General features: G+C 72.2%; 21 protein-coding genes. 16 read left to right on the plus strand and 5 right to left on the minus strand.

The window, feature by feature from the left end; all coding sequences use genetic code 11:
* The first annotated feature begins 16 nt into the window (after positions 1–16).
* The 11 genes from ACFPFQ_RS08820 (at position 17) to ACFPFQ_RS08870 (ending at position 9,830) form a co-directional block, all read left to right on the plus strand.
* A complete protein-coding gene (locus ACFPFQ_RS08820) occupies positions 17–1,210 on the plus strand; it encodes a cytochrome P450 (protein ID WP_379616675.1) in 1,194 nt (397 codons plus the stop codon).
* Positions 1,207–1,950 carry an SDR family NAD(P)-dependent oxidoreductase gene (locus ACFPFQ_RS08825; RefSeq protein WP_379616677.1) on the plus strand — a complete coding sequence of 248 codons (744 nt, stop codon included), beginning with the start codon at positions 1,207–1,209 and terminating at the stop codon, positions 1,948–1,950. Before ACFPFQ_RS08820 ends, ACFPFQ_RS08825 begins: the two co-directional genes overlap by 4 nt.
* A gap of 12 nt (positions 1,951–1,962) precedes the next feature.
* Complete coding sequence (locus ACFPFQ_RS08830) at positions 1,963–2,490, plus strand: cupin domain-containing protein (protein ID WP_379616679.1); 528 nt, start codon at positions 1,963–1,965, stop codon at positions 2,488–2,490.
* The gene (locus ACFPFQ_RS08835) at positions 2,490–3,443 is read left to right on the plus strand and encodes a 2,3-dihydroxyphenylpropionate 1,2-dioxygenase (protein WP_379616681.1); all 954 of its coding nucleotides are present in this window, start codon (positions 2,490–2,492) and stop codon (positions 3,441–3,443) included. The genes ACFPFQ_RS08830 and ACFPFQ_RS08835 overlap by 1 nt, the downstream gene beginning before the upstream one ends.
* A complete protein-coding gene (gene hpaB / locus ACFPFQ_RS08840; RefSeq protein ID WP_379616683.1) occupies positions 3,440–4,924 on the plus strand; it encodes a 4-hydroxyphenylacetate 3-monooxygenase, oxygenase component in 1,485 nt (494 codons plus the stop codon). Before ACFPFQ_RS08835 ends, hpaB begins: the two co-directional genes overlap by 4 nt.
* Positions 4,921–5,478 (plus strand): flavin reductase family protein, encoded by a 558-nt coding sequence (locus tag ACFPFQ_RS08845; RefSeq protein WP_379616685.1) that lies wholly within the window; start codon positions 4,921–4,923, stop codon positions 5,476–5,478. The genes hpaB and ACFPFQ_RS08845 overlap by 4 nt, the downstream gene beginning before the upstream one ends.
* Positions 5,479–5,483: 5 nt before the next feature.
* On the plus strand, positions 5,484–6,377 hold the full coding sequence (locus tag ACFPFQ_RS08850) for an alpha/beta fold hydrolase (protein ID WP_379616687.1): 894 nt from the start codon (positions 5,484–5,486) through the stop codon (positions 6,375–6,377).
* Between the two features lie 60 nt (positions 6,378–6,437).
* Positions 6,438–6,869 carry an SRPBCC domain-containing protein gene (locus ACFPFQ_RS08855; protein ID WP_379616689.1) on the plus strand — a complete coding sequence of 144 codons (432 nt, stop codon included), beginning with the start codon at positions 6,438–6,440 and terminating at the stop codon, positions 6,867–6,869.
* A 2-nt stretch (positions 6,870–6,871) separates the two neighbouring features.
* Positions 6,872–7,201 (plus strand): ArsR/SmtB family transcription factor, encoded by a 330-nt coding sequence (locus ACFPFQ_RS08860; protein WP_379616691.1) that lies wholly within the window; start codon positions 6,872–6,874, stop codon positions 7,199–7,201.
* 30 nt (positions 7,202–7,231) lie between these two features.
* Positions 7,232–8,011 carry a DUF899 domain-containing protein gene (locus ACFPFQ_RS08865; protein WP_379616693.1) on the plus strand — a complete coding sequence of 260 codons (780 nt, stop codon included), beginning with the start codon at positions 7,232–7,234 and terminating at the stop codon, positions 8,009–8,011.
* A gap of 442 nt (positions 8,012–8,453) precedes the next feature.
* Positions 8,454–9,830 carry a glycosyltransferase gene (locus ACFPFQ_RS08870; protein ID WP_379616695.1) on the plus strand — a complete coding sequence of 459 codons (1,377 nt, stop codon included), beginning with the start codon at positions 8,454–8,456 and terminating at the stop codon, positions 9,828–9,830.
* A gap of 93 nt (positions 9,831–9,923) precedes the next feature.
* Here ACFPFQ_RS08870 and ACFPFQ_RS08875 read toward each other — a convergent pair whose 3' ends face one another.
* The 3 genes from ACFPFQ_RS08875 to ACFPFQ_RS08885 all read right to left on the minus strand — a co-directional run bounded on the left by ACFPFQ_RS08875 (position 9,924) and on the right by ACFPFQ_RS08885 (position 13,736).
* Complete coding sequence (locus ACFPFQ_RS08875; protein ID WP_379616697.1) at positions 9,924–11,345, minus strand: MFS transporter; 1,422 nt, start codon at positions 11,343–11,345, stop codon at positions 9,924–9,926.
* Positions 11,345–11,860, minus strand: coding sequence for a hypothetical protein (locus ACFPFQ_RS08880; protein WP_379616699.1), 516 nt, complete (start codon positions 11,858–11,860; stop codon positions 11,345–11,347). Before ACFPFQ_RS08880 ends, ACFPFQ_RS08875 begins: the two co-directional genes overlap by 1 nt.
* A gap of 433 nt (positions 11,861–12,293) precedes the next feature.
* Positions 12,294–13,736, minus strand: coding sequence for a pyridoxal phosphate-dependent decarboxylase family protein (locus ACFPFQ_RS08885; protein WP_379616701.1), 1,443 nt, complete (start codon positions 13,734–13,736; stop codon positions 12,294–12,296).
* Between the two features lie 127 nt (positions 13,737–13,863).
* On the opposite strand from ACFPFQ_RS08885, the gene ACFPFQ_RS08890 reads away from it, so the two are divergent.
* Positions 13,864–15,276: an MFS transporter gene (locus ACFPFQ_RS08890; RefSeq protein WP_379616703.1), complete on the plus strand. Its 1,413-nt coding sequence runs from the start codon at positions 13,864–13,866 to the stop codon at positions 15,274–15,276.
* On the opposite strand, the gene ACFPFQ_RS08895 is transcribed toward ACFPFQ_RS08890, so the two are convergent.
* The gene (locus ACFPFQ_RS08895) at positions 15,271–17,184 is read right to left on the minus strand and encodes an NAD(P)/FAD-dependent oxidoreductase (protein WP_379616705.1); all 1,914 of its coding nucleotides are present in this window, start codon (positions 17,182–17,184) and stop codon (positions 15,271–15,273) included. The genes ACFPFQ_RS08890 and ACFPFQ_RS08895 overlap by 6 nt on opposite strands.
* Positions 17,185–17,308: 124 nt before the next feature.
* On the opposite strand from ACFPFQ_RS08895, the gene ACFPFQ_RS08900 reads away from it, so the two are divergent.
* Genes ACFPFQ_RS08900 through ACFPFQ_RS08910 form a run of 3 tightly spaced genes read left to right on the plus strand, consistent with a single transcriptional unit; the run spans position 17,309 to position 20,150 of the window.
* Positions 17,309–17,956, plus strand: a complete 648-nt coding sequence (locus ACFPFQ_RS08900) for a nitroreductase family protein (RefSeq protein ID WP_379616707.1) — start codon at positions 17,309–17,311, stop codon at positions 17,954–17,956.
* Between the two features lie 53 nt (positions 17,957–18,009).
* Positions 18,010–19,539 (plus strand): class I adenylate-forming enzyme family protein, encoded by a 1,530-nt coding sequence (locus ACFPFQ_RS08905; protein WP_379616709.1) that lies wholly within the window; start codon positions 18,010–18,012, stop codon positions 19,537–19,539.
* A complete protein-coding gene (locus tag ACFPFQ_RS08910; RefSeq protein WP_379616711.1) occupies positions 19,536–20,150 on the plus strand; it encodes a TetR/AcrR family transcriptional regulator in 615 nt (204 codons plus the stop codon). The genes ACFPFQ_RS08905 and ACFPFQ_RS08910 overlap by 4 nt, the downstream gene beginning before the upstream one ends.
* Positions 20,151–20,158: 8 nt before the next feature.
* Here ACFPFQ_RS08910 and ACFPFQ_RS08915 read toward each other — a convergent pair whose 3' ends face one another.
* Complete coding sequence (locus ACFPFQ_RS08915; RefSeq protein ID WP_379616713.1) at positions 20,159–21,607, minus strand: amidohydrolase family protein; 1,449 nt, start codon at positions 21,605–21,607, stop codon at positions 20,159–20,161.
* 211 nt (positions 21,608–21,818) lie between these two features.
* Between ACFPFQ_RS08915 and ACFPFQ_RS08920 the strand changes: the two genes are divergently transcribed.
* On the plus strand, positions 21,819–22,625 hold the full coding sequence (locus ACFPFQ_RS08920; RefSeq protein ID WP_379616715.1) for an IclR family transcriptional regulator domain-containing protein: 807 nt from the start codon (positions 21,819–21,821) through the stop codon (positions 22,623–22,625).
* Positions 22,626–22,654 lie beyond the last annotated feature (29 nt).

Raw genomic sequence — 22,654 nt, forward strand, 5'->3', positions numbered from 1 at the left:
GCGAGGGAGAAGCCACATGACCACCACCGCACCCCACCGACTGCCCGCCGGGATGGACCCGTTCCGGCCGGAGAACCTCGCCGATCCGTACCCCTACTACGCGCAGCTGCGCGCGCTCGGCCCGGCGACCTACCTGCCCGAGCGCGACGCGTGGTTCGTCGCCACCTACGACTCGGTGTCACAGGTGCTGCGCAACTACCGCGAGTTCGTCTCCGGGCTCGGCTCGTCCTACCACCGCGTCGCGGAGAGCGGGTTCCGCTTCCCGTTCATCGACAACGACCCGCCGGAGCACACCCGGATCCGGCGGTCGGTGCAGGGGCACTTCGGCAAGGGCCCCATGGCCGAGCTCGCGACGGCGGTCCGTGCGGACATCGCGCAGCTCGCCGAAGCCGCACTCGCGACCGGAACGGTCGACGTGGTGACGGCGCTGGCGCAGCCGATCCCGGATCTCACCATCGCGCGGGTCACGGGCATCCCGTCGCCGGGGACGCAGCGCATGGCCGCCTGGGCCGACGCGGCGTTCCACGTCGTCGGGCCCGAGCCCGATCCCGCGCACCTCCAGCTGATCATGGAGAGCCTGGGCTGGCTCGGGAACGAGGGGCTGACCGGCATGCCCGCGCACTGCCTGGGCCGGATGATGATGGAACAGGGCGGCGACAACGGGCTGCTGGCCGCCGAGGGCACCGAGCGGCTCTTCGCGATCGCGTCGATCTGGGTGGCGGGCGTCGACACCACCAACAGCCTGATCTCCAACATGATCCACGCCTTCACCCTGTTCCCCGAGCAGTGGGAGATCCTGCGGGCCGATCCGTCGCTGATCCCGGCGGCGGTCGAGGAGGTGCTGCGCTGGGACAGCCCGGTGCGGGTCTTCGTCCGCCGGACCCTGGAGGACGTGGAGCTGCAGGGCGTCACCATCCCGGCCGACTCCGACGTCTGCGCGCTGTTCCCCGCGGCCAACCGCGACCCGGACGCGTTCGACGACGCCGACACGTTCGACATCACGGCGCCCCGGGCGAAGATGCACCTCGCGTTCGGTGCGTCGATCCACCTCTGCCTCGGCGCGCCCGTCGCCCGGCTGGAGGCGGCCACCCTGCTCGAGCACCTCGTCGAGCGGGTGGTGCGGTTCGAGGCGGCGGGAGAGGCCCGGCGCGGGATCAGCCGGACGGTGCGCAACTTCGCCGCCCTGCCGACCCGGTTCGTGACGACATGACCACCGGTACCGACGACCGGCCCGTCGCCATCGTGGCCGGGGGGTCCACGGGGATCGGGGCATCGGTGGCGCGGCGGCTCGACCGCGAGGGCTACCGGGTCGTCGTGGTCGGCGCGAAGAGCGTCGACGAGGGCAACGCGGTGGCCGCCGAGCTGGACGGCGCGACATTCCTGCAGGCCGATCTCAGCGACGCCGGCGCCCCGGCGCAGGTGGTGGCGCACGTGGAGAGCGCCCACGGTCGGCTCGACGCGCTCGTCTACGCCGCGGGGCGCACCGCCCGGATCCCGCACCCCGACATCCACGCCGTCACCGACGACGTGTGGGAGCCGATCCTGCGGCTCAACGTGCTGGGGCCGTGGCACTTCGTGCAGGCCGCCGAGCCGCTGCTGCGCAAGAGCGGCAACGGCAACGTCGTGGTGGTCGGCGCGCTGGCCGGCGTCGACGTCGGCGGCAGCAGCATCCCGTACGCGGTCAGCAAGGCCGCGGTGCACCACATGTGCAAGCTGCTGGGCGGTGCTCTCGGGCCCGAGATCCGCGTGAACGCCGTCGCGCCCGGCTTCATCGAGACCCGCTGGACGGCGGACTGGGACGACTTCCGCGCCCAGATCACCGAGAAGGCCCCGCTTCGCCGCACCGGGCACCCCGACGAGGTGGCCGAGCTCGTCGTCGGGCTGATGCGGGCCACCTACGTGACCGGGCAGGTCGTCGTCGCCGACGGCGGCCTGTCCCTGCTCCCCTGATCGGAGTTCCCCGTGCCCGAGAACATCCCCCTGTCCGAGCGCGCCGTCATGGCCGCGGTGCGGCCTTACCGGCGCCTCGTCACCGGCCTCGACGCGGCCGGTCGCTCGACGATCGTCTCCGACGCGCCGTGCCCGCACGTGCAGGTCATCGCCGACACCCCGACGTTCGCGATGACCGACTTCTGGCGCCACGAGGAGGTGCCCGTCGACAACGCGGGAACCCCCGAGGACGGCCTGTCCGGCCGTGCCGAGATCTCCCCGCCCGCCAACGGCTCGGTGCTGCGCATCGTCGAGTTCCCGCCCGACGCCGACTGGGACACCGACGGCGGCGAGCGCCGGAACCGGATGTTCCACAGCACGGCGTCGCTGGACTACGCGCTCGTCCTCGACGGCGCGATCTGGTCGGTGCTCGACGCCGACGAGCGGGAGCTGACCGCGGGCGACGTGCTGGTGCAGCGCGGCACCCGGCACCGCTGGTCCAACCGCTCCACCGCGCCGTGCCGGGTGGCGTTCGTCCTCATCGGAGGGACGGCGCTCTGATGGCGACGGTCGTCGGGTGCGTCGCGCTGTCGCACTCCCCGTTCTGGACCATCGCCCCGGCCGCCACCCCGGACGCGCCCGGCGGGCACTTCAGCGCCGCCGCCGAGCGGGTGCGGGCCGCGGTCGCCGACCTCGCCCCCGACGCCGTCGTGATCTTCGGCCCGGACCACGCCCGCAACCTGTTCTACGACTGCATGCCCCCGTTCTGCATCGGCGTCGAGCGCGTCAGCGGGGTCGGTGACTACGACACCCCGGCTGGCCCGTTGCCGCTGGCAGCAGACCTCGCGCGGGCCGTGTTCGACGGCGTCACCGCGCGCGGGTTCGACCCGGCAATCTCGCTGGACCTGGGCATCGACCACGGCATCGCCCAGGTCTACGCGAAGCTGTTCCCCGCACTCGACGTCGCGATGGTGCCGATCGTCGTCAACGCGGGCTGCCCGCCGCTGCCGTCCTTCGCCCGCTGCGCCGCGTTCGGGCGAGCCGTCGGCGAGGTGCTGCGCGCGGCCGGCGGCGGCACGCGGGTGCTGCTCGTCGGGTCCGGTGGGCTGTCGCACTGGCCGGCGTCGATCTCGGCGGAGGACCCGGACGTCACGCCGCAGTGGCGGGAGTTCCTCGTGCACGGCCGATCCCGCGTCGCCGAGCTGGAACCCGTGCGGCGGGCCCGGACCGAGCAGCTCGCGGCCGGCGCGGCCACCGGGCGCGTCAACGCCCCGTGGGACCGCGCCCTGCTCGACCGCCTGATCGAAGACCCGGCGCTGCTCGCCCATCAGACCGACGCCGACGTCCACCGCGACGCCGGACCCGGCGCGCTGGAGCTGCGCACCTGGGCCGCCGCCCTCGCCGCCTGGGGTGGGCCGTTGGCCGTATCCGACTACGAGCCCGTCGGTGAGTGGATCACCGGCATGGGCCTTGTCTCGAGCATCGCGCCCCCGGCGCGGGAGGAGCCAGCATGACCGTCCGGACCGGCGCCCAGTACCTGGAGCGCCTGCGCACGACCCCGCGCGAGGTGTGGCTGCGCGGCGAACGGATCGAGGACGTCACCAGCCATCCGGCGCTGCGGCGTCCGATCCAGCAGATCGCCGCCCTCTACGACATGCAGCACGACCCGCAGTTCCGGGACGTGCTCACCCGACCGGGCCCCCACGGCCCGGTCGGCACCGCGTTCGTCGCGCCCACGTCCTACGACGACCTGGTGGCCCGCCGCGAGGCCTACCGCGTCTGGTCGGAGGCGACGCTGGGCCTGATGGGCCGCTCACCGGACTTCCTCAACACCACGCTGCTGGCCTTCGCCGAGGAGCCCGGCGTCTTCGCCCGGCTCGGGCAGCGCTACGCCGACAACGTCGCGCGCTACCACGCGTACGTCCGCGACAACGATCTCTTCCTCACCCATGCCCTGATCACGCCGCAGATCGACCGGTCCCGCAGCTCGGCGGAGCAGGCCGAGGAGTTCCTGCACATGGGTGTGGTCGCCGAGACCGCCGACGGCCTGATCGTGCGTGGCGCCCGGATGCTCGCCACCCTGGCACCGATGGCCGACGAGATCATCATCTACAACCTGCCCGGCCTGCGGCCCGGCGACGAGAAGCACGCGGCCGTGTTCGCCGTGCCGATCGAGACCCCGGGGCTGCGCCTGATCTGCCGCGAACCGTTCGACGACGGCACCCGCAACGCGTTCGACCACCCGCTCTCGGCCCACTTCGAGGAGGCCGACGCGCTCGTCGTGTTCGACGACGTGCTGGTGCCGTGGGACCGCGTGTTCCTCCACGGCGACGTCGCGCTCGCCAACGCGCTCTACACCGACACGAACCTGCGCCAGCACACCGCGCACCAGACCGGTGTGCGGGGGCTGGTGAAGATGCAGTTCATCACCGGGGTCGCGATGGCGCTGGCGCAGGCCGTCAAGATCGACGGGTTCCTGCACGTCCAGCGGCAGCTGGGGGAGCTGATCGCCGCCACCGAGACCTGCCGGGCGCTGATCCGGGCGGCCGAGGTCGACCTGGAGACCTCCGCGTCGGGACGGTCGGTGCGGCCGGGCTTCCTGCCGCTGCAGACCCTGCGGATGCACCTCTCGGGGTGCTACCCGAAGGCCGCGGAGGTGCTGCAGACCCTCGGTGCGGGCGGGCTGCTGATGATGCCGTCGGCGGCCGACTTCGACAGCCCGATCGGCGCCGACATCGCGCTGTACTTCCAGGGTGCCGACGGGCTCGACGCCACCCAGCGCGTGCGGCTCTACAAGCTCGCCTGGGACCTGTGCGGCGACGGTTTCGGGCAGCGCGCGGTGCAGTACGAGCGCTACTACGCGGGCGATCCGGTGCGCCTCTACTCGTCCAACTACCTGTCCTACGACAAGGCGCCCGCGCTGCGGCTCGTCGACCGCGCGCTGGCGCTGGCAGGCGATCCGCGGCCCGCCGTCACCGCGGCGGCCCGGTCGTGACGGCGACGGTGGGGCTCGCCGGCCCCGACACCGGGGCCCTTCGGGACGCGCTGGGCCGGTTCGCCACCGGCGTCACGGTGATCACCACGGTCGACGGTGGCGGGGAGCCTGTCGGGTGCACCGTGAGCGCGTTCTGCGCGCTGTCGCTGGAACCGCCGCTCGTGCTGGTCTGCATCGGGCGGGGTCGGCGGATGCACGAGACGCTCACGACGGCGCCCGGCTTCGCCGTCAACGTGCTCGGCGCCGACCAGCGCGCCGTCGCCACGGCCTTCGCCCGCAGCACGGGCGACCGCTTCGCCGCCGTGACGAGCACCCCCGGCCGCCACGACAGCCCACTGCTCGACGGCACCATCGCCCGTTTCGAATGCGACCGGGAGAGCGTGCTCGACGGCGGTGACCACGCCGTTGTCGTCGGGCGGGTCCGCGCGCTCGCGACGTCCGATGGTGAACCGCTGCTCTACGTCCGGGGCGCGTTCCTCGACGTGGCCCGGCCGGCCTGGGACCGGGCGGTGGCCGACGCCGCGCCCGAGTGGCTGCTCTCGGCGCCGTGGTGACCGGGATGGGGGTGACCGGGCCCGGGGTGACGGGAATGCCGGTGCCGGTGTGGGTCGCGCTCGCCGAGGTGGAGCACACGATCCGCTTCGTCGACGTCGGTGGCTGGCGCACGCGCATCCTGACGGCAGGCGACGGTGACGCGGTGCCGGTGGTGCTGATGGCAGGCACCGGCGGGCACCTGGAGGCCTACGCCCACAACATCGCGGCGCTGGCGGCGGACCGGCGGGTGATCGCCTACGACTATCCCGGACACGGGTACTCCACCACGGCCACGTCCGACCTGGAGATCGGCGCCTACGTCGAGCACCTGCTGGGGCTGCTCGCCGTGCTCGGCATCGACCGGGCGCACCTGTGCGGGGAGTCCCTCGGCGGCTGGGTCGCGATCAAGGTCGCGGCCGCGCATCCCGGCCGCGTGGCCAGGCTCGTGCTCAACACCCCCGGCGGCACGATGGCCACACCCGAGGTGATGGAACGGATCCGCAGCCTCTCGCAGGCCGCCGCCGACGACCCCACCCCGGAGCGCGTCCGCGCCCGCCTCGAATGGCTGATGGCCGACCCCGCAACCGTCACCGACGAGCTGGTCGCGATCCGCAGGGCCATCTACTCCCGGCCGGGGTTCGCCACGTCGATGCGCCACATCCTGTGCCTGCAGGACCCGGCGATCCGGCGGCGCAACCTCGTCACCGCGCCCGAGCTGGCCTCGATCGCCGCGCCCACGCTCGTCGTCTGGACCAGCGACGACCCGTCCGGACCGGCCGGGGCCGGGATGGACATGGCCGCCGGGATCCCCGACGGCCGCTTCGAGCTGATCATCGGGGCCGGGCACTGGCCGCAGTGGGAGCAGCACGCCACGTTCAACCGGCTCGTCGGGGGGTTCCTCGCCACCCAGGGCATTTGACGCAACTGGACGGTTGCGATACGATTGCAACCGTCAAGTTGCAACGAGGTGGAGGTTCTCATGGGATTCCCGGATCGCATCGAGCGGGTCGTGGAGATCGCTCATCCACCTGCCAAGGTCTGGGCCGCGATCACCACGGCAGAGGGACTGGGCAGCTGGTTCGGCCACACGGCGACGATCGATCTGCGTCCCGGCGGTGCCGCACGCATGACCTGGAGCGACGGGCACGTCGCCGACATGCGGGTCGAGCGCGTCGAGGAGCCCTCGGTGTTCGGCTTCACGTGGACCCTGGACGCGCACTGCGACGACGACGCTCGCCGCACCTACGTCGAGTTCACGCTCGAGCCGGTGGGTGTCAGCACACGGCTGACCGTGGTCGAGACGGGCTTCGCGCAGCTGCCCGACGATCTCCACGGCAAGGAGTACGACAGCCACGTCCAGGGTTGGGCGAACGAGCTGGGTGAGCTCGTCGACCACCTCGATGCCGCCTGACGATGCCGCCCGACATGGAGGCGGTCGCCGAACAGGTCTTCGTCGCGCTGGCCGACCCGAGCAGGCGTTCCATCCTTGCCGCGCTGGCCGCCGGTGGTCCCGCCACCGCCACGGACCTGGCCGAACGGCTGCCGATCACCCGGCAGGCGATCGCGAAGCACATCGCGCTGCTGGCCGAGGCCGGCCTCGTCACGGCCGAACCGGGGGAGCGGCGGCGGGTGCGCTACCGGCTGCGCTCCGCGCCGATGCAGGTGGCGCAGCAGTTCCTGGCCGCGCTGGCCCGGGACTGGGACGGCCCGCTCGACGCCCTGCTCGATCATCTCGGCCGGTGAACCCGGCCCGAACCGAAAGGTGGAACGACCATGAAGACGCCTTCGATCGTCTCGGCGCAGGAGTGGGACGCGGCGCGCCAGGAACTGCTGGTGAAGGAGAAGGTCCTGACCCGTGCCCGGGACGCGATGGCCGCCGAGCGCAGGCGGATGCCGTGGCTGGCGGTGGAGAAGGAGTACCGGTTCGAGGGGCCTGAGGGTTCCCGGAGCCTGCTGGAGCTGTTCGAGGACCGTCGCCAGCTGATCGTCTACCGGGCGTTCTTCGACCCGGACGTGTACGGCTGGCCCGACCACGCGTGCCACGGCTGTTCCATGGTGGCCGACCAGGTCGCGAACCCGGTCCATCTGAACGCCCGCGACACCACGCTCGCGTTCGTCTCGCGCGGATCGCAGCCCGACCTCGCGCGCCTCAAACCGCGGATGGGGTGGACGTCGATCCCCTGGTACACGCTCACCGACGACTTCGACCGCGATTTCGGCGTGGACCAGTGGCACGGCACGAACGCGTTCGTGCGCGACGGCGACGCGATCTACCGCACCTACTTCGTCGACAACCGCGGCGACGAGGTCATGGGCGGCACGTGGAGCTACCTCGACATCACCGCGTTCGGACGCCAGGAGTCGTGGGAGGACTCACCGGAGGGATACCCCCAGTCGGCGCCCTACGACTGGTGGAACTGGAACGACGAGTACGACCACCCCGAGCTGGAACAGGGCCGCAAGGCCGAGTTCGCCGCGTCCCGGCTGGCGCTGGCGGGTGGCGCTCCTGCTGCCGTGCCGGCGACGGGGGAGGCGACCTGCTGCTCACCCTGAACCCCGCGAGACGTCCGGATCGCGGGATCGCGGCAGCCAGCTCGGCTGCTTCGGCGAGCGCGAGCGACCGCTGTCCGTGCCGGTGCCGGGGCCGCTGAGTGTCCTCCCGCCGATCTGCTCCTCCGGCGAGAGGGCATCGCCGGGGCCGGGCACGCTCATGAGCCCGACTCGCGGGCCCATCCATCCCAACTCGCGGGTCAATCTGTCCCAACTCGCGCTGACTTGCCCCGTCACGCGCCCCCTTCGCTGCGACCGCGCCAACCGGTTGGCCACCGCGCCGATGTCGGGACGTTGGCGCGGTGGCCACGGGGGTGGCGCCGTCGCGACCCGACCTGCAGGAGAGCGGCAACCGACGTCCCCGCACCCCCTGTGACCCCCAGCACTAGTCTCCTGCGGCGTGGATCGATGCGATCTGCGATGGCGGAGTGAGCGGGAGGCGTGGATGGGCGACCGGCTGATCTTTCAGCTCGGCACCAACAACTGGCAGCGAGGTGGGGAGTTCGCCCCGGGATCGGGGATCCTGCACGAGGCGCACCACCACGCCTACAACGCCCTGCCGGGGTGGCGCTGCTACTCGATGTACCCGTCGCGTCGCCAGCGCTTCCGCGAGGAGGACGTGCGGGTCTTCGCGCTCGAGCACGACATCCCGATCTGCGAGTCGATCTCCCCGGTCAGCAACTACCGCTGGCACGGCATGAGCGAGGCGGAGGTCGACGCCTACCGCGCCCGGCTGACGGGTGAGGTCGCGGAGTGGATCGACGAGATCGAGGCGGCGGGGGAGGACCGGTTCGAGCTGGCGATCGCCCATCACGGTTTCATGAACACGGTGGTGATGCGTGACGTCATCCAGCGCCGGGCCGCCGCCGGACGCGGGACGATGCCGCTGCTGTGCTTCGCCCACGGCACCGAGCTGAAGATGTACGCGAACGAGCGGCGGGCCGATCGTCTCGACGAGTTCCCGCTGCGCTTCCTGCCCTTCATGCAGCGCGAGAAGATCTTCGACCACGCCGATCCGGCGCACGCTGTCGATGTGGTGGCCTCCATCTCGGGTGAGCAGATCGAGGCGCTGCTCGACGTCTTCCCGGAGTTCCCGCGCGACCGCGTGGTGCTCTCGCCCAACGGCTACAACCAGGATGTCTTCCAGCGGATGACCGATCCGGTCGACGTCTACGCCGACCGGGCGAACGTGCTGGCCGGCTTCCTGACCCATCCGGCCGAGGGCACCGACGGGGTGCCCGTGCCGGTGGCGCCGCCGGACGGGTTCGACGCGGTGGTGGCGTTCTGCGGCAAGTTCGCCGACTGGAAGCGGCTCGACGCGCTCCTGCACGCCGCGGCGAGCTACGAGCAGGCCGAGGGAAAGCGGATCCTCACGCTGGTGATCGGTTCCGGGCCGCCGGAGGCGCAGGTCGAGATGCAGGACCTGGCCGCCGAGCTCGGCCTGCAGCGCACGTACTTCGTCGGCCCGCGCCCACAGGACGAGCTGGCGGTGCTGTTCAACTGCGCCGACGTCGGCTGCTTCCCGTCCTACCGTGAGCCGTTCGGGCTGGTGTTCATCGAGTCCATGGCGTGCGGCACCCCGGTGATCGGCGCCGACTCCGGTGGCCCCCGCGACTTCGTGACGCCCGAGGTCGGCGTGCTCGTCCCGGAGACCGACGACCGGGAGGCGCTCGCCGCGTCGCTGGCGGCCGCGGTCGTACGGGCCGTCGACGAGGACTGGAAGAGCACGAAGGGGGTGGCCGCCGAGGCCTACGCGAAGCAGAACTTCAGCGTGGTGAGCCAGGTGTCGAAGCTGCTGGAGGCGGTCGAGCGCCTCACCTGACCTCCCCGACCGGGTTGCAGGAAGGCCACCTTCCCGCAAGACTCTTGCGGGAAGGTGGCCTTCCTGCCACGTCGCGGCCGAGCCGGGTGCAGGTCACCGCGTCCGGACGCTGGCCGCCGCGGCGACGAACGCCAGCGCGGCGAGGCCGCCGGCGATGAGGAAGCCGTTGTCGAACCCGTACAGCAGGGCGTCGCGGACGACCGCCGGTGTCGGCGGAACCGCTGCAGCGGTCAGCCACGAACCGGTCGCCGAGGCCGCCACGGAGGCCAGCGCGGCGACGCCGATCGTGCCGCCGATGGCCTGGAACGTGCTGAGCAGTCCGGCGGCGATGCCCGCGTCCGACTCGGCGACGTCGGTCATGGCCGCCGCGGCGTTGGCGACGAACGTCGTGCCGACCCCGGCACCGAGCCCGATCAGGCACGGCAGCAGCAGCGCCGCGTACGGGCTGTCGGCGTCGAGCAGCACGAGCGCGAGCGAGGCCACCGCAGTCGCGGCCGTCCCGCCGAGCACGAGCAGGCGCGGTCCGGCCACGAGCACCAGCCGCCGGGTGACGATGGCGAAGATCAGGACCCCGAGCCCGATCGGCAGGAACCGCAGCCCCGCCTCGATGGGTCCCTGGCCGAGCACGTCCTGCATCGTGCGGCTCAGGAAGAAGAACGACGGGTAGAGGCAGGCGAAGAGCAGGCAGGCGACGAGGTAGGCCCCCAGCCGGGTGCGGTGGCGCAGCAGCCCCAGCGGCAGCATCGGCTCGGCGACCCGGTGCTCGACCAGCACGAACGTCACGAGCAGGACGGCCGCGACCCCGAAGGCGATCGCGGCTGTCGCGTCGCCCCAGCCGTCGGTGCCGATCCGGATGACGCCGAACACGAGGCTCGTCAGTGCGGCGGTGCCGAGCAGGGCCCCCAACACGTCGATGCGACGGCGCACGCCGGTGGACTCCGGCAGCACCCGCGGCGCGACGGCGAGCAACGCGACCCCGATCGGCACGTTCACGAGCAGGACCCAGCGCCACGACGCCGTCTCGGTGAGCACGCCACCGAGCACCAGCCCGAGCGTGATGCCGACCCCGGCCATCGCCCCGTAGGCGACCATCGCCTTCGTGCGGGCCGGGCCGGCCGGGCGCAGCGTCGTGATCAGCGCCAGCGTGCTGGGCGTGGCCAGCGCCGCGCCGATGCCCTGGCCCGCGCGGGCGGCGAGCAACTGCCCGGCGTCCTGGGCGAGCCCGCCGAGCAGCGAGGCCACCGTGAAGATCGAGATGCCGATCAGCAGGGTGCGGCGGTGCCCGAGCAGGTCGCCCGCCCGACCGCCGAGCAGCAGCAGCCCGGCGTAGGCGAGCGTGTAGGCGTCGATCACCCACGCCAGCCCGGCGTTCGACATCCCGAGATCGTGCTGGATCGCGGGCAGCGCCAGGTTGACGATCGTGACGTCCAGCGCCGCCATCAGCTGCGCCGCGCAGACCAGCGGGATGGCGAACCTGCTCAACCGCTGTCTCTCGAGCAGGGCGCCCGTGGACATCAGCGCGCCTGCCGGACGTGCGCGAACCAGGCGTTCGACCGCGGGCGGAACATGAACACGATCGCCGCGACGATGAGCAGCATCTGCACGATCGCCAGCACCGCGTAGATCGTGCCGGTGGTGCCGATCGCGAGGTAGTCGCCGAAGCTGCGGACGTGGACGATGACGATGCCCAGCACGGTGAGCGCGCCGAACACGGTCAGCAGGATCCGCGCCCAGTTCTTGCGGTTGCGCATCTGCATCACGAAGAACAGCGTCAGTGCCACCGCGACGGCGCTGGCCACCACCTGGGTCACGATCTGCGTCTGCCCGGCCGACTGCGCCGCGTCGCGCACCGCGGCCGCGAGGCCGTCGTCGATCCCCGCTTCCTTGATGGCGATCTCCACCAGCGCGCTGACGAACGTGAACGACAGCACCGCACCGATCACGCTGCAGGCGATGTTCGCCAGTAGCAGCTGGAAGGCGGTCTGCACCTCCCGCGGCCGCGTCGCCGCAACGATGTGGGGGTCAGGCATCCGGGGGTCGGGCATCCGGGGGTCGGGTGCCGGCGGACGCACCTGCTGGGGCCGCCCGGCCGGAACGGGGCCGCCGTACGGCTGGCCCATCGGGGGGCCCGCAGGTGGCGGCCACGCGCCCGGCGTCGGACGGGGACCACCCTGGTGGGTCCCGGGGGCCTGCGGGCGGTTCCCGTACGGGTTCTGGGGCCCGAGGTTCTGGGGCCCGAGGTTTTGGGGCCCGAGGTTCTGGGGTCCTGTGTTCTGGCTCGGGTAGCTGTTGGGGAAGGACATGCCGGTGCTCCTGAGTCGTCCGGATCGGATGCGCCCGCCGGGTGACCCGGTACCGCGCCGGAACAAGCCTCATCGAAAAAGTCATCAGATGACATCGCTCGCCGGGGAGGTGACCAGACGATTCCGACATACCTTCCTTGCCGAACGGCAACCCCGGGCGTCAGGCCGTCTCTGCTGTCTCGCGCAGGAGCTGCCAGACGGCGTCGACGTCGGCCCGCTCGGTGCGCTCGGCGCCGATGGAGACCCGGACCGACCAGTGGCCGTCGAGGATCGACGGGGTGATCAGCGTTCGCCCGGACGCGTTGACGGCATCGGCCCAGGCGAGCGTGTGGGCGTCGAGGCGCTCGCCGTCGAGCACCTCGCCCGCGGTGTCGACGAGCCCGATCGGCTCGTGGCGCAGGCAGACGGTCTGCAGCGTCACGGGTGCGAGGACGCGCCAGCCCGGCGTCGCCGCCACCTGCGCGGCCAGGTGCTGGGCGTTGGCGAGGTCGCGCCGCAGCCGGGCGCGGATCGCCTCGACGCCGTCGAGGCGCAGGTGGAACCACAGCTTGAGCGCCCGGAAGCGCCGTCCGAGCGGGATCCCCCAGTCCTTGTACTGCGTGACCTCGCCGTCCACTGTGGAGCGCAGGTAGGACGGGTCGCTCGACATCACGCGCACCAGGTGCTCCGGGTCGGCGACGTAGAGCAGTGCGCAGTCCAGGACCGTGCCCATCCACTTGTGGGGGTTCCAGGCCAGCGAGTCGGCACCCTCGACGCCCTCGACGAGCCACCGCATCTCGGGCAGCAGCAGCGCCGATCCGGCCATCGCCGCGTCCACGTGGATCCACAGGCCGTGCGCCTGCGCGATCGGCACGATCGCCGCCAGCGGGTCGACGGCGGTGGTTCCCGTGGTGCCGACGCTGACCACGACGGCGGCCGGTCGCCGCCCGGCCGCGACGTCCGCCTCGATGGCGGCGGTCAGCGCCTCGGGGCGCATCGCGCGGGTGACCGGATCCACCTCCACCAGGCGGAGGTTGTCGCGGCCGAAGCCCGCGAGCAGCGCCGCCTTCGGCACGGACGAGTGGGCCTGGGCGGTGGTGTACACCGTCAGCGGTGCGGGTTCGGCCTGCAGGCCGCCGCGGGTCTCCGAGTAGTCGGTGGCCCGTTCGCGGGCGGCCAGCAGTGCCACCAGGCAGGCCGTGGAGGCCGTGTCGTGGATGGCTCCGCGCCACGACGGCGGGAGCCCGGTCAGCTCGCGCAGCCAGCCGACGACGACCTCCTCGACCTCGGTGAGCGCGGGCGCGGACTGCCAGGTGATGCCGAGCGAGCCCAGCCCGGAGGACGCGAGGTCGCCAAGCACCGAACTGAGGGTGGCGTTGGACGGGAACCAGCCGAAGTAACGGGGGTGCTGGATCTGGGTGATGCCGGGCACCACGACGTCCTCGAGGTCGGCCAGCACGGCGTCGAAGCTCTCGGGCTGATCCGGGGCCACCGGGGCCAGCCCCGCCGCGACCTCGCCGGGCTGCACCTGTGCCTGCACCGGGAGGTCCGGGATGCGCAGGCGGTGATCGGCGATCCAGTCGATCAGCACGTGGCCGGCGGCGCGGAACTCTTCTGGCGTCACCGCCGCGAGTATAGGGAGCGACGACGGTATCAACTGGACGGAGCACTCAATCAATCATCTGATTGACACAGTCGTTGCGATGATTGACGATGGGCGTGCATCGGGCATCGAGCCAGGGGGAGACGTCATGGAGAAACATCCGCTCAGGTGGTGGGCGCTGGCGGTGGCCGTGCTGGCCGTGCTGGTGGACATGATCGACAACCAGATCGTGGCGGTGGCGCTGCCGACCATCCAGCACCAGCTCGGCACCGGGGAGTCCGCGCTGCAGTGGATCTCGGCCGGTTACACGCTGGGGTTCGCGCTCACGCTGATCACCGGCGGCCGGCTGGGCGACCGGTACGGCCGCAAGCGCCTGTTCGTGCTGGGCATGGCCGTGTTCACGGTGTCGTCGCTGGCGGCGGGCACGGCGTCCGACGTCGGCGTGCTGATCGCCGCGCGGATCGTGCAGGGCATCGGGTCCGGGCTGATGGTGCCGCAGGTCCTGTCGTTCATCTTCGCCGAGTTCGACGAGGCGGAACGGCCCAGGGCGATGACGTGCTACGCGGCCGCGTTCCCGCTCGGCGGGGTGGCGGGCCCGCTGCTGGGTGGCGTGCTCACCGAGGCCGACCTCTTCGGCTCGGGCTGGCGCGCGATCTTCCTGATCAACCTGCCGATCGGGGCGCTCGCGGTGGTCGGCGCGCTGCTGACGATGCCGACCCGGCCGCGAACGGGCGGGGCGCGCCTGGACCTGGGTGGTCTCACCCTGCTGGCGGCCGCGCTGTTCGCGATCTTCTACCCGCTGGTGCAGGGCCGGGAGCTGGGTTGGCCCGCGTGGTCGATCGTCCTGTTGGTGGCCGCCGTCCCGCTGCTCGGGCTGTTCGCGCTGCAGCAGCGGGCGCTGGCCCGTCGCGGAGGTGAGCCGCTGAACGTCCCCGGGCTGCTGCGCCACCGGAGCCTGGCGGCCGGGCAGGCCGTGATGTTCGTGGTCAACACCGCGCTCGGGGTGTTCTTCGTGCTCACGCTGCACCTGCAGTCGGGGCTCGGGTTCTCCCCGCTGCAGGCGGCGCTGACGTTCGTGCCGGCGACGCTGGGCATCGTCGTGGGCAACGTGCTCGCGATGCAGCTCGCGCCGCGGCTGGGCCGGGTGTTCACCGCGGCGGCGATCGGGGTGCTGCTGGTCGGGTTGGCGGTGATCGCACTGCTGGTCGGCGCGCTGAGCGCCGCGCTGTCGGGCTGGGCGCTGGTCGCGCCGGTGGTCGTGTTCGGACTGGGCATGGGTGCGGTGCTCAACGCGCTGTTCGGCACGTCGATGTCGGAGATCCGCCCCGACCAGGCAGGCTCGGCGTCCGGGATCATGAACACCACCGTCCAGCTCGGGACGGCCGCCGGGATCGCCCTGTCCGGCACGGTGTTCTTCTCCCGGCTGGGGGAGGGGTCGGTCGCCGCGACGGTCGGCGCGCTGGCGGTCAGCGTCGGGCTACTGGCCGGGGGGCTCGTGCTGACCCTCGCGCTGCCGGCGCGGGTGCCCGCCGAACGCTCACGGGTTCCGGTTGGATCATGAGCCGGTGGGCGCTCGGGCGGGTTCGGTGGTGAAGTCGGCGAGGTCGGCCGCGCGCGTCATGCCCCAGTAGTCGACGATCCGCCACGGCAGCGTCGAGACCACACGGCCCGCGTCGTTGCGGTACCAGTTGTCCATGCCCGGGTGGGTCCAGATCATCCGGGCGTGGGCGGCGTCGTGGCGTCGGACGTACTCGTCCTCGACCTCTGGCCGGCACTCCACGGCGCCGATCCCGTTCTCGATCATCGTGACCAGCAGGTCGACGATGTAGCGCACCTGGCACTCCGCGATCGTGATGTAGCTGCCGCCGTGGCCGAGCACGGTGCCCGGGCCGCAGGTCAGGAACAGGTTCGGGAACCCGGGGGTGGTGATGCCCAGGTGCGCGGTGGCGTCCTCGGGACCCCAGACGTCGTGGATCTCCCGCCCGGCCCGGCCCCGGACGTCGACGGGGTGCAGGAACTTGTGCGTCTCGAAGCCCGTGGCCAGCACGACGACGTCCACGTCGCGTACCGTGCCGGCCACGCCGCGCACCCCGGTCGGGGTGATCGCCGCGACGGCCTCGGTGATCAGCTCGACGTTGTCGCGGCGCAGTGCCGCGTACCAGCCGTTGTCCAGCAGCATGCGCTTGCCGAAGGGCGGATAGGCGGGCAGCGCCTTCTCGATGAGGTCGGGCCGGCCGTCGAGCTCGCTCTCCAGGTAGCGGGTGAACACTCGGCGGTGGGCGTCGTTCACGGCGTTGACCGACTGCCGCGGGTGCTCCCACTCCGGGTCGACCTGCAGCGACGGGTGGACGCGGTCGTTGATGTTCCAGGCCAGCCGGGCGCGGTACCACTGCCGGTAGAACGGCACCCGGTCCATCAGATGGTGCACGGCGTCGCCGATGGCCGTGAAGTAGACGTCGTTGGCCGCCACCCACTGCGGCGAGCGCTGGAACACCGTCAGCCGCGCGACGTCGGCGGCGATGGCGGGCACCACCTGCATCGCGCTGGCGCCGGTGCCGATCACGGCCACCCGCTTGCCGGTGAGGTCGAGATCGGCGGGCCAGTGCGCGGTGTGGAAGATCGGGCCCCGGAACGCCTCCAGGCCCGGCAGCGGCGGCACCTTGGGCCGGTTGAGCTGCCCGGTCGCGGTGATCACGACGTCGGCGGTGAGCTCCTCGCCCGCGGTGGTGCGCACCGTCCAGCGCTGCCGGTGCTCGTCGTAGTCGGCCGCGGCGACCTCGGTGTCGAACCGGATCCGCGAGCGCAGCCCGTGGTCGTCGGCGACGTCGCGCAGGTACTGCAGCACCTCGTCGCGCTTGCCGAAGTGCGTGCTCCAGGCGCGCGGCGCGAACGAGTACGAGTAGAGGTGGCTCTGGGTGTCGACGCCCGCCCCGGGGTAGGAGTTCTCCAGCCAGGTGCCGCCGACGTCGTCGTTCTTCTCCAGCACGACGTGGTCGATGCCGGCCTCGGCGAGCTTGATCGCCGCGAGCATCCCGGAGACGCCCGCGCCGATCACGATCACCGAGAGGTCGTTGGCCGGAGCCGTGCGCACGGCCTCGGGTGCGAAGCCCATGTCCTCGGCGAGCATCGCGGCGAACTCGGCGGGCACGGTCTCGCCGACGGCCACGCTCAGCATCTCGACGAGCGGGGCTCCGACGGGAGCCGGCACCGCGACGGTGCCCTCCTGCGCCCACGCGGCCACGGCGTCGACGGTGGCGGCCCGGATCTGCGCGGCGACCTCCGGTGCGAAGCCGCCACCGTCGTTGTCGTCCATGCCGCGGCTGCGGGTGGGCCGGAAGGGGGCCTCCAGCCAGCGCCGCTCACCGGTGAGCTGGTGGAGCACCGGCACGAGCGTGGGCAGGTTGGCGTGCTCGAGCGCCGCGGTCAGGCGATCGCGATCGAATGGGGCGGCCGCTCCGGCGTCGATCACGGGATCCTCCTGCATCGGGCTAACCGCTGTTAGTCCTCATCGGCGACTGCTTGACAGGTTTACCTGGGTCGCAGCATGCTGCCGAGCCTCAGCCTAACCGTCGACAGGTGAAGGACGTCCAGCAATGGAGCTGACCGAGGCCATGCGCACGACCGGGACCTGCCGCTACTTCCGCCCGGACCCGGTGCCCGACGACGTGCTGCGCGTGGCGTTCGACGCGGCCCGGTTCGGCCCGCAGGGCGGCAACCGCCAGCCCGTGCGCTGGATCGTCGTCCGCGACGGCGCGCGCAAGAAGGCGCTCGCCGACCTGTACCTGCCGATCTGGAAGGCCTACCTCAACGGCATCACCGAGGGCTCGGTCGCGGTCTCCGCGCTGCCCACGACGGTGCAGGACGCGGACCACTTCGCCGAGCACCTCGGCGAGGTACCGGCCATCGTGGTGGTCTGCGCCGCGCTCGACGGGCTGCACCCCACCGACCACGAGCTCGGCAGGCTCTCGGTGGTGGGCGGTGCCTCGATCTACCCGACCGTCCAGAACTTCTGCCTCGCGCTGCGGGACCAGGGTGTGGGCAGTGCCGTGACCACACTGCTCTGCTTCGAGGAGCAGCGGGTGCGCGAGCTGCTGGAGATCCCCGACGAGTACATCACCGCGGCGCACGTCGCCGTCGGCTTCCCCGAGCGGCCGTTCCCCCGCAAGCTCACCCGCGATCCCGTCGAGCAGATCGTGGGATCCGAGACGTTCGGGCAGCCCCTGTTCGCGGTCGCGCCGTGACAGGTGGCCGGGGGACTGGTGGCCGGGGGACAGGTGGCCGGGCGCTACCCGACGTGCACCGGGCGCGCATCGGCCGCGCCACCCTCGGCGACCAGCTCCGCCGCCACGGCCGCACCCAGCCCGACAAGATCGCTTTCCTCAGCTACCCGGCCGACGGCTCGCGCGTCGCGCTCACCTACGGCGAGCTCGACCGCCGCGCCAACCGGTTCGCCCACCTGCTGCTGCGGCTCGGCGTGGGCCGCGGCGACGTGGTCGCGTCGATGGCCCGCAACTCCGTCGACGTGGTGGCCGCCTACTACGGCGCGCTGAAGATCGGCGCGGCGTTCACCGGCATCAACGCCCTCTACCGCGCCGCCGAGGTGGCGCACCAGCTGGGCCACGCGGAACCGGCCGTCGTGTTCGTCGATCCGGGGTTCGCGGAGCTGGTCGGCTCGGTGCTGCCTACTGGGACGGCGCTGGTGGCCTACGGTGCCGACGCCGAGGCGCGGCTGGCCGCGGAGCCCGACGGCGAGCCCGATGCCGACGTCGACGAGAACGACGTCGCGCTGATCGTCTACACCAGCGGCACCGAGGCACTGCCCAAGGGCGTGCTCATCCCGCACCGCAACTACCTGATCTCCACCGCGCCCGCGTGGAGCTGGGGCCTGCAGACCGGGCCGGACGACACGTGGCTGTTCGTCATGCCGTTCCACACCATCGCCGGCCTCGGCTCGATGACGACGCTGACGATGATGGGGGCGACGCTGGTGCTGCCCTCTGCGGTGGAGCCGGGGCTCGCGCTGGAGATCATCGCCAGGGAGGGGGTCACGGTCGTCGCGCAGACACCCACGTTCTACCTGGCGCTGGCCGCGCACCCCGGTTTCGGGCCCGCGGCGGTCGGGCAGATGCGTCGCTGCATGACCTACGGCGGCGTCGTGCCGCCCACCGCCGTCGCGGCGTGGGGCGAGGCCGCACCGGAGGTCCGCTGGGGCACCTACTGGGGCCAGTCGGAGCTCTCGCAGCTGGGCACCGTCGGCTTCTTCCGCACGCTCGACGACATCCCCGGCGCCGACCCGTCGTGGATCGGCAGGCCGGTCAGCCACCTCGAGGTCCGGGTCGTCGACGCCGACGGCAACGACGCCGAGGTCGGCGAGCTGATCTGCCGCTCGCCCTCGACGATGCTGGGCTACCACCGCGACCCGGAGCGCACCGCCGAGGTGCTGCGCGATGGCTGGGTGCACACCGGTGACGTCGTGCGACGCGACGATGCCGGCAACCTGTTCTTCCAGGACCGCGTGAAGGACATGATCAAGTCCGGTGGGATGAACGTGTCGTCGCAGGACGTCGAGCGCGTCCTGCACGCCCATCCCGACGTGCTGCGCGCCGCGGTCGTCGGGCTGCCCCACGAGTACTGGTCCGAGGCCGTCACGGCGTTCGTCATCCCGCGGGCGGGCGCCCCAGTCGACGCCGACGTGCTGATCGCCCACTGCAAGGAGCAGCTCGCCTCCTACAAGGTGCCCAAGGCGGTGCACCTCGTCGCCGAGCTGCCCGTCGACGCGCAGGGGAAGATCCTCAAGCGCGAGCTGCGGGCGAGCCCTCCGTGACGGTGCCCGACCTGTCGCGCGAAGCCCGCACGCGGCTGCGCCGCGCCGACATCATCACGACGGCGGCGCGGATCTTCGCCACCGACGGGTACGCGGGCGTCGGGATGCGGGAGATCGCCGACGCCGTCGGCATCCGGGGCGCGAGCCTCTACCACCACCACGCGTCCAAGGAGGAGATCCTCTACGCGATCTGCCTGACCGTCACCCGCGAGCCCAACGAGGAGAACCTGCCGCTGCTCGACGCGCCCGGCACCCCGTCGCAGCGGATGGCAGCGCTGGTGCGCGGGCACCTGCGCCACCTGCACCGCCGCCGCGTCGAGCACCTCGTCGGGCTGCACGAGCTGGCGTCGCTCACCCCGGAGCACCGGGCGGTGATCGACGACCACCGCCGGTACTACCAGCGCCGCGTCCGCGACGTCATCGCCGCCGGCATGCGCACCGGCGAGTTCACCGTGCCCGACGCGCGGCTGGCCACGTTCGGGCTGCTCGACATGCTCAACGGCATCAGCAACTGGTTCCACACCGACGGCGACCTGTCGCTCGACGACGTCGTCGACGGCTACGTCGAGCTGATCGTCGGCAGGCTGCTGGGTGCCTCCCTGGCCGGCTGAGCGCCCCGTCAGGCGCTGTGCGTGCTCGTGCTCTGGTAGGTCGTGTAGGTGTAGGGGTTGTCGAGCACCTTGGTCTCGGGGATGTCGGGGTTCATGCCCTGCTGCCAGGCCTCCTCGCCGAGGGTGGAGCGCAGGTGCGCCACCGTGTCCTCGACGGCGCTGCGGGCCGCAGCCAGGTCGACGCCGACGAGGCGGTGGTCGCGCTTCACGATCCGGCCGTTCACCAGCACCGTGTCGACGTCGCCGCGCTGCGCCTGGAACGCGACGTGGCCGTGCGGGTGCAGCAGCGGGAACGACACGGGGGAGTGCTCGTTGCGGATCAGCACGATGTCGGCCTTCTTGCCGACCTCGATGCTCCCGAGGTCGGCCTCCCGCCCCAGCGCCGCCGCCCCGCCGCGGGTGGCCCAGTCGACGACCTGCTCGGCGCGCAGCGCGGAGTGGGTGACGGTGTTGCCGTCGACGTGCGCGGCCATGTGCTCGCGGGAGCGGTCGGCGCCCAGCGTGGCGCGCATGGCCGAGAACAGGTCCCCGCTCCACCAGACCGAGGTGTCCATCGACAGCGACACCGGGATGCCGTGGCGGCGCAGCGCCCACGTGGGCGGGTAGCCCTGCCCGGCGCTCTGCTCGCTCTCGGTGGACACCGAGACGGATCCGCCGGTGGCGGCGATGCGGTGGTAGGAGTCGGCCGAGAGCGACGCGCTGTGGACGTAGACGGTGTCGGGCGTCATGAAGCCGTTGTCGTACATCACCCGGATGCTGTCGTCGCCGGTGGCGCCCCAGACACCGGCGTGGGTGGTGACCGGCACACCGAGGTCGCGGGCCACCTCGAAGGCCGGCCTCTCGGGGAAGGTCGGTTCGCCGGTGACGTCGAAGGCGAGCTGGAAGCCGAGCATGTCCCAGCTGTCCAGGCTCTCGAAGCGGCGGCGGGCGAAGTCCCGGAACTCCGGGGTGCCGGTCCAGTTCGCGGGCGCGTCCTGGATGTTGCCGTAGGCCAGCACGAACCGGCCCGGCACGGCCTGCAGCGCGTCGACGGCGGCGTCGGCGTGCTCGGTGGTCTGCAGCCCGTGCGACCAGTCGACAGTGGTGGTGACACCCGCGTCGATCGCCTCGATGGCGCCGAGCAGGTTGCCCGCGTACACGTCCTGCGGCCGGAAGATCTTGCCCCACTCCAGGTAGTACCAGACGAAGTACTGGGTCAGCGTCCAGTCGGCGCCGTAGCCGCGCATCGCCGTCTGCCACAGGTGCCGGTGGGTGTCGATCATGCCGGGCATCACGATGCCGCCGGCGGCGTCGATCTCGACGGTGCCTTCCGGGACGGACAGCCCGACGCCGATCGCGGCGATCCGGTCGCCCGTCACCAGCACGTCGTGGCCGGCGAGCACCTGGTGGGTGGCGTCGACGGTCAGCACCGTGCCGCCGCGCAGCACGACCGGCCGGTCGTCGGTTGGCTCACTCATCGCGTCACTCCCAGTCTTTCGGACGAACGTCCGACACACGGTCATCATCGGCTCGCGTCACTCTCGGCCAGCCCAGGCGTGGTGTCAATCGGCCCTTCAGCGTCGATCCGTCGGCTGGTCGGGCGAGAGTGTCCGCCATCCGGACACCGGCGGGCTAGGCTGCGGGGTCCGTGGCGCTCCGGGGAGACGCCAGCACGGGGAGGGGTCGTTCATGCCGCGCGAGGGAACCGGGCCGGACTTCATCGAGGCGCTGGCGCGCGGGCTCGAGGTGATCGCCGCGTTCCGGCCGCACCGCCCGGCGATGACGCTCGCCGAGGTGGCCACGGCCACGGGACTGGCCCGGCCCACCGCCCGCCGGATCCTGCTGACGCTGGAGGAGCTGGGGTTCGTGCGCGCGGTCGACCGCGGGTTCACGCTCACGCCGCGGGTGCTCGACCTGGGTGTGGCCTACGTGCGGTCGATGGGGCTGTGGGACGTCGCCCGCCCACACCTCGAGCGGCTGGTGGCGCAGACCGACGAGTCGTGCTCGATCGCTCAGCTCGACGGCTCCGACATCGTCTACGTGGCGCGGGTGGCCGTTCCGAAGATCGTCTCACTCACCGTGCAGATCGGCACGCGCTTCCCGGCGTTGTCCACGTCGCTGGGAAAGGTGCAGCTCGCGGCGCTGGCACCCGCCGAGCTGGAGCGCGTGCTGGCCGAGCCCACCCGCTCCGGGCTCGTCCCGCGGTGGCAGCCGGAGCCTGCGGAGCGTGACGCGGTGCTGCGCGAGGTGCGGGCGCGGGGCTGGGCCGCCACCGACGAGCAGTTGGCGCTCGGGATCCGTTCGGTCGCGGCCCCGCTGCGCGACGGGGACGGCCGCGTCATCGCCGGCGTCAACGTCAACTGCCATGCCGCGGAGACGTCGATGGAGCGGCTCGTCGGCCACCACCTGCCGCTGCTGCTGCAGGCCGCGGGCGACATCAGCGCCGACTTCGCCCGGTTGGAGGCGGTGCCCCACATCACGGCGTCGGCCTCCTGATCCGCGACCGTTCGGGGTTGACGGTCCGG

Source organism: Pseudonocardia sp. GCM10023141 (assembly GCF_042653605.1).

Excerpts from the sequence above, each read along its gene's own strand:
- ACFPFQ_RS08890 (WP_379616703.1), top strand. The coding sequence starts at position 13,864 with ATGGAGAAACATCCGCTCAGGTGGTGGGCGCTGGCGGTGGCCGTGCTG.
- ACFPFQ_RS08915 (WP_379616713.1), bottom strand. The coding sequence starts at position 21,607 with ATGAGTGAGCCAACCGACGACCGGCCGGTCGTGCTGCGCGGCGGCACG.
- ACFPFQ_RS08870 (WP_379616695.1), top strand. The coding sequence starts at position 8,454 with ATGGGCGACCGGCTGATCTTTCAGCTCGGCACCAACAACTGGCAGCGA.
- ACFPFQ_RS08820 (WP_379616675.1), top strand. The coding sequence starts at position 17 with ATGACCACCACCGCACCCCACCGACTGCCCGCCGGGATGGACCCGTTC.
- ACFPFQ_RS08860 (WP_379616691.1), top strand. The coding sequence starts at position 6,872 with ATGCCGCCCGACATGGAGGCGGTCGCCGAACAGGTCTTCGTCGCGCTG.
- hpaB (WP_379616683.1), top strand. The coding sequence starts at position 3,440 with ATGACCGTCCGGACCGGCGCCCAGTACCTGGAGCGCCTGCGCACGACC.
- ACFPFQ_RS08880 (WP_379616699.1), bottom strand. The coding sequence starts at position 11,860 with ATGCCTGACCCCCACATCGTTGCGGCGACGCGGCCGCGGGAGGTGCAG.
- ACFPFQ_RS08855 (WP_379616689.1), top strand. The coding sequence starts at position 6,438 with ATGGGATTCCCGGATCGCATCGAGCGGGTCGTGGAGATCGCTCATCCA.
- ACFPFQ_RS08900 (WP_379616707.1), top strand. The coding sequence starts at position 17,309 with ATGGAGCTGACCGAGGCCATGCGCACGACCGGGACCTGCCGCTACTTC.
- ACFPFQ_RS08835 (WP_379616681.1), top strand. The coding sequence starts at position 2,490 with ATGGCGACGGTCGTCGGGTGCGTCGCGCTGTCGCACTCCCCGTTCTGG.
- ACFPFQ_RS08850 (WP_379616687.1), top strand. The coding sequence starts at position 5,484 with ATGGGGGTGACCGGGCCCGGGGTGACGGGAATGCCGGTGCCGGTGTGG.
- ACFPFQ_RS08875 (WP_379616697.1), bottom strand. The coding sequence starts at position 11,345 with ATGTCCACGGGCGCCCTGCTCGAGAGACAGCGGTTGAGCAGGTTCGCC.
- ACFPFQ_RS08865 (WP_379616693.1), top strand. The coding sequence starts at position 7,232 with ATGAAGACGCCTTCGATCGTCTCGGCGCAGGAGTGGGACGCGGCGCGC.
- ACFPFQ_RS08825 (WP_379616677.1), top strand. The coding sequence starts at position 1,207 with ATGACCACCGGTACCGACGACCGGCCCGTCGCCATCGTGGCCGGGGGG.
- ACFPFQ_RS08920 (WP_379616715.1), top strand. The coding sequence starts at position 21,819 with ATGCCGCGCGAGGGAACCGGGCCGGACTTCATCGAGGCGCTGGCGCGC.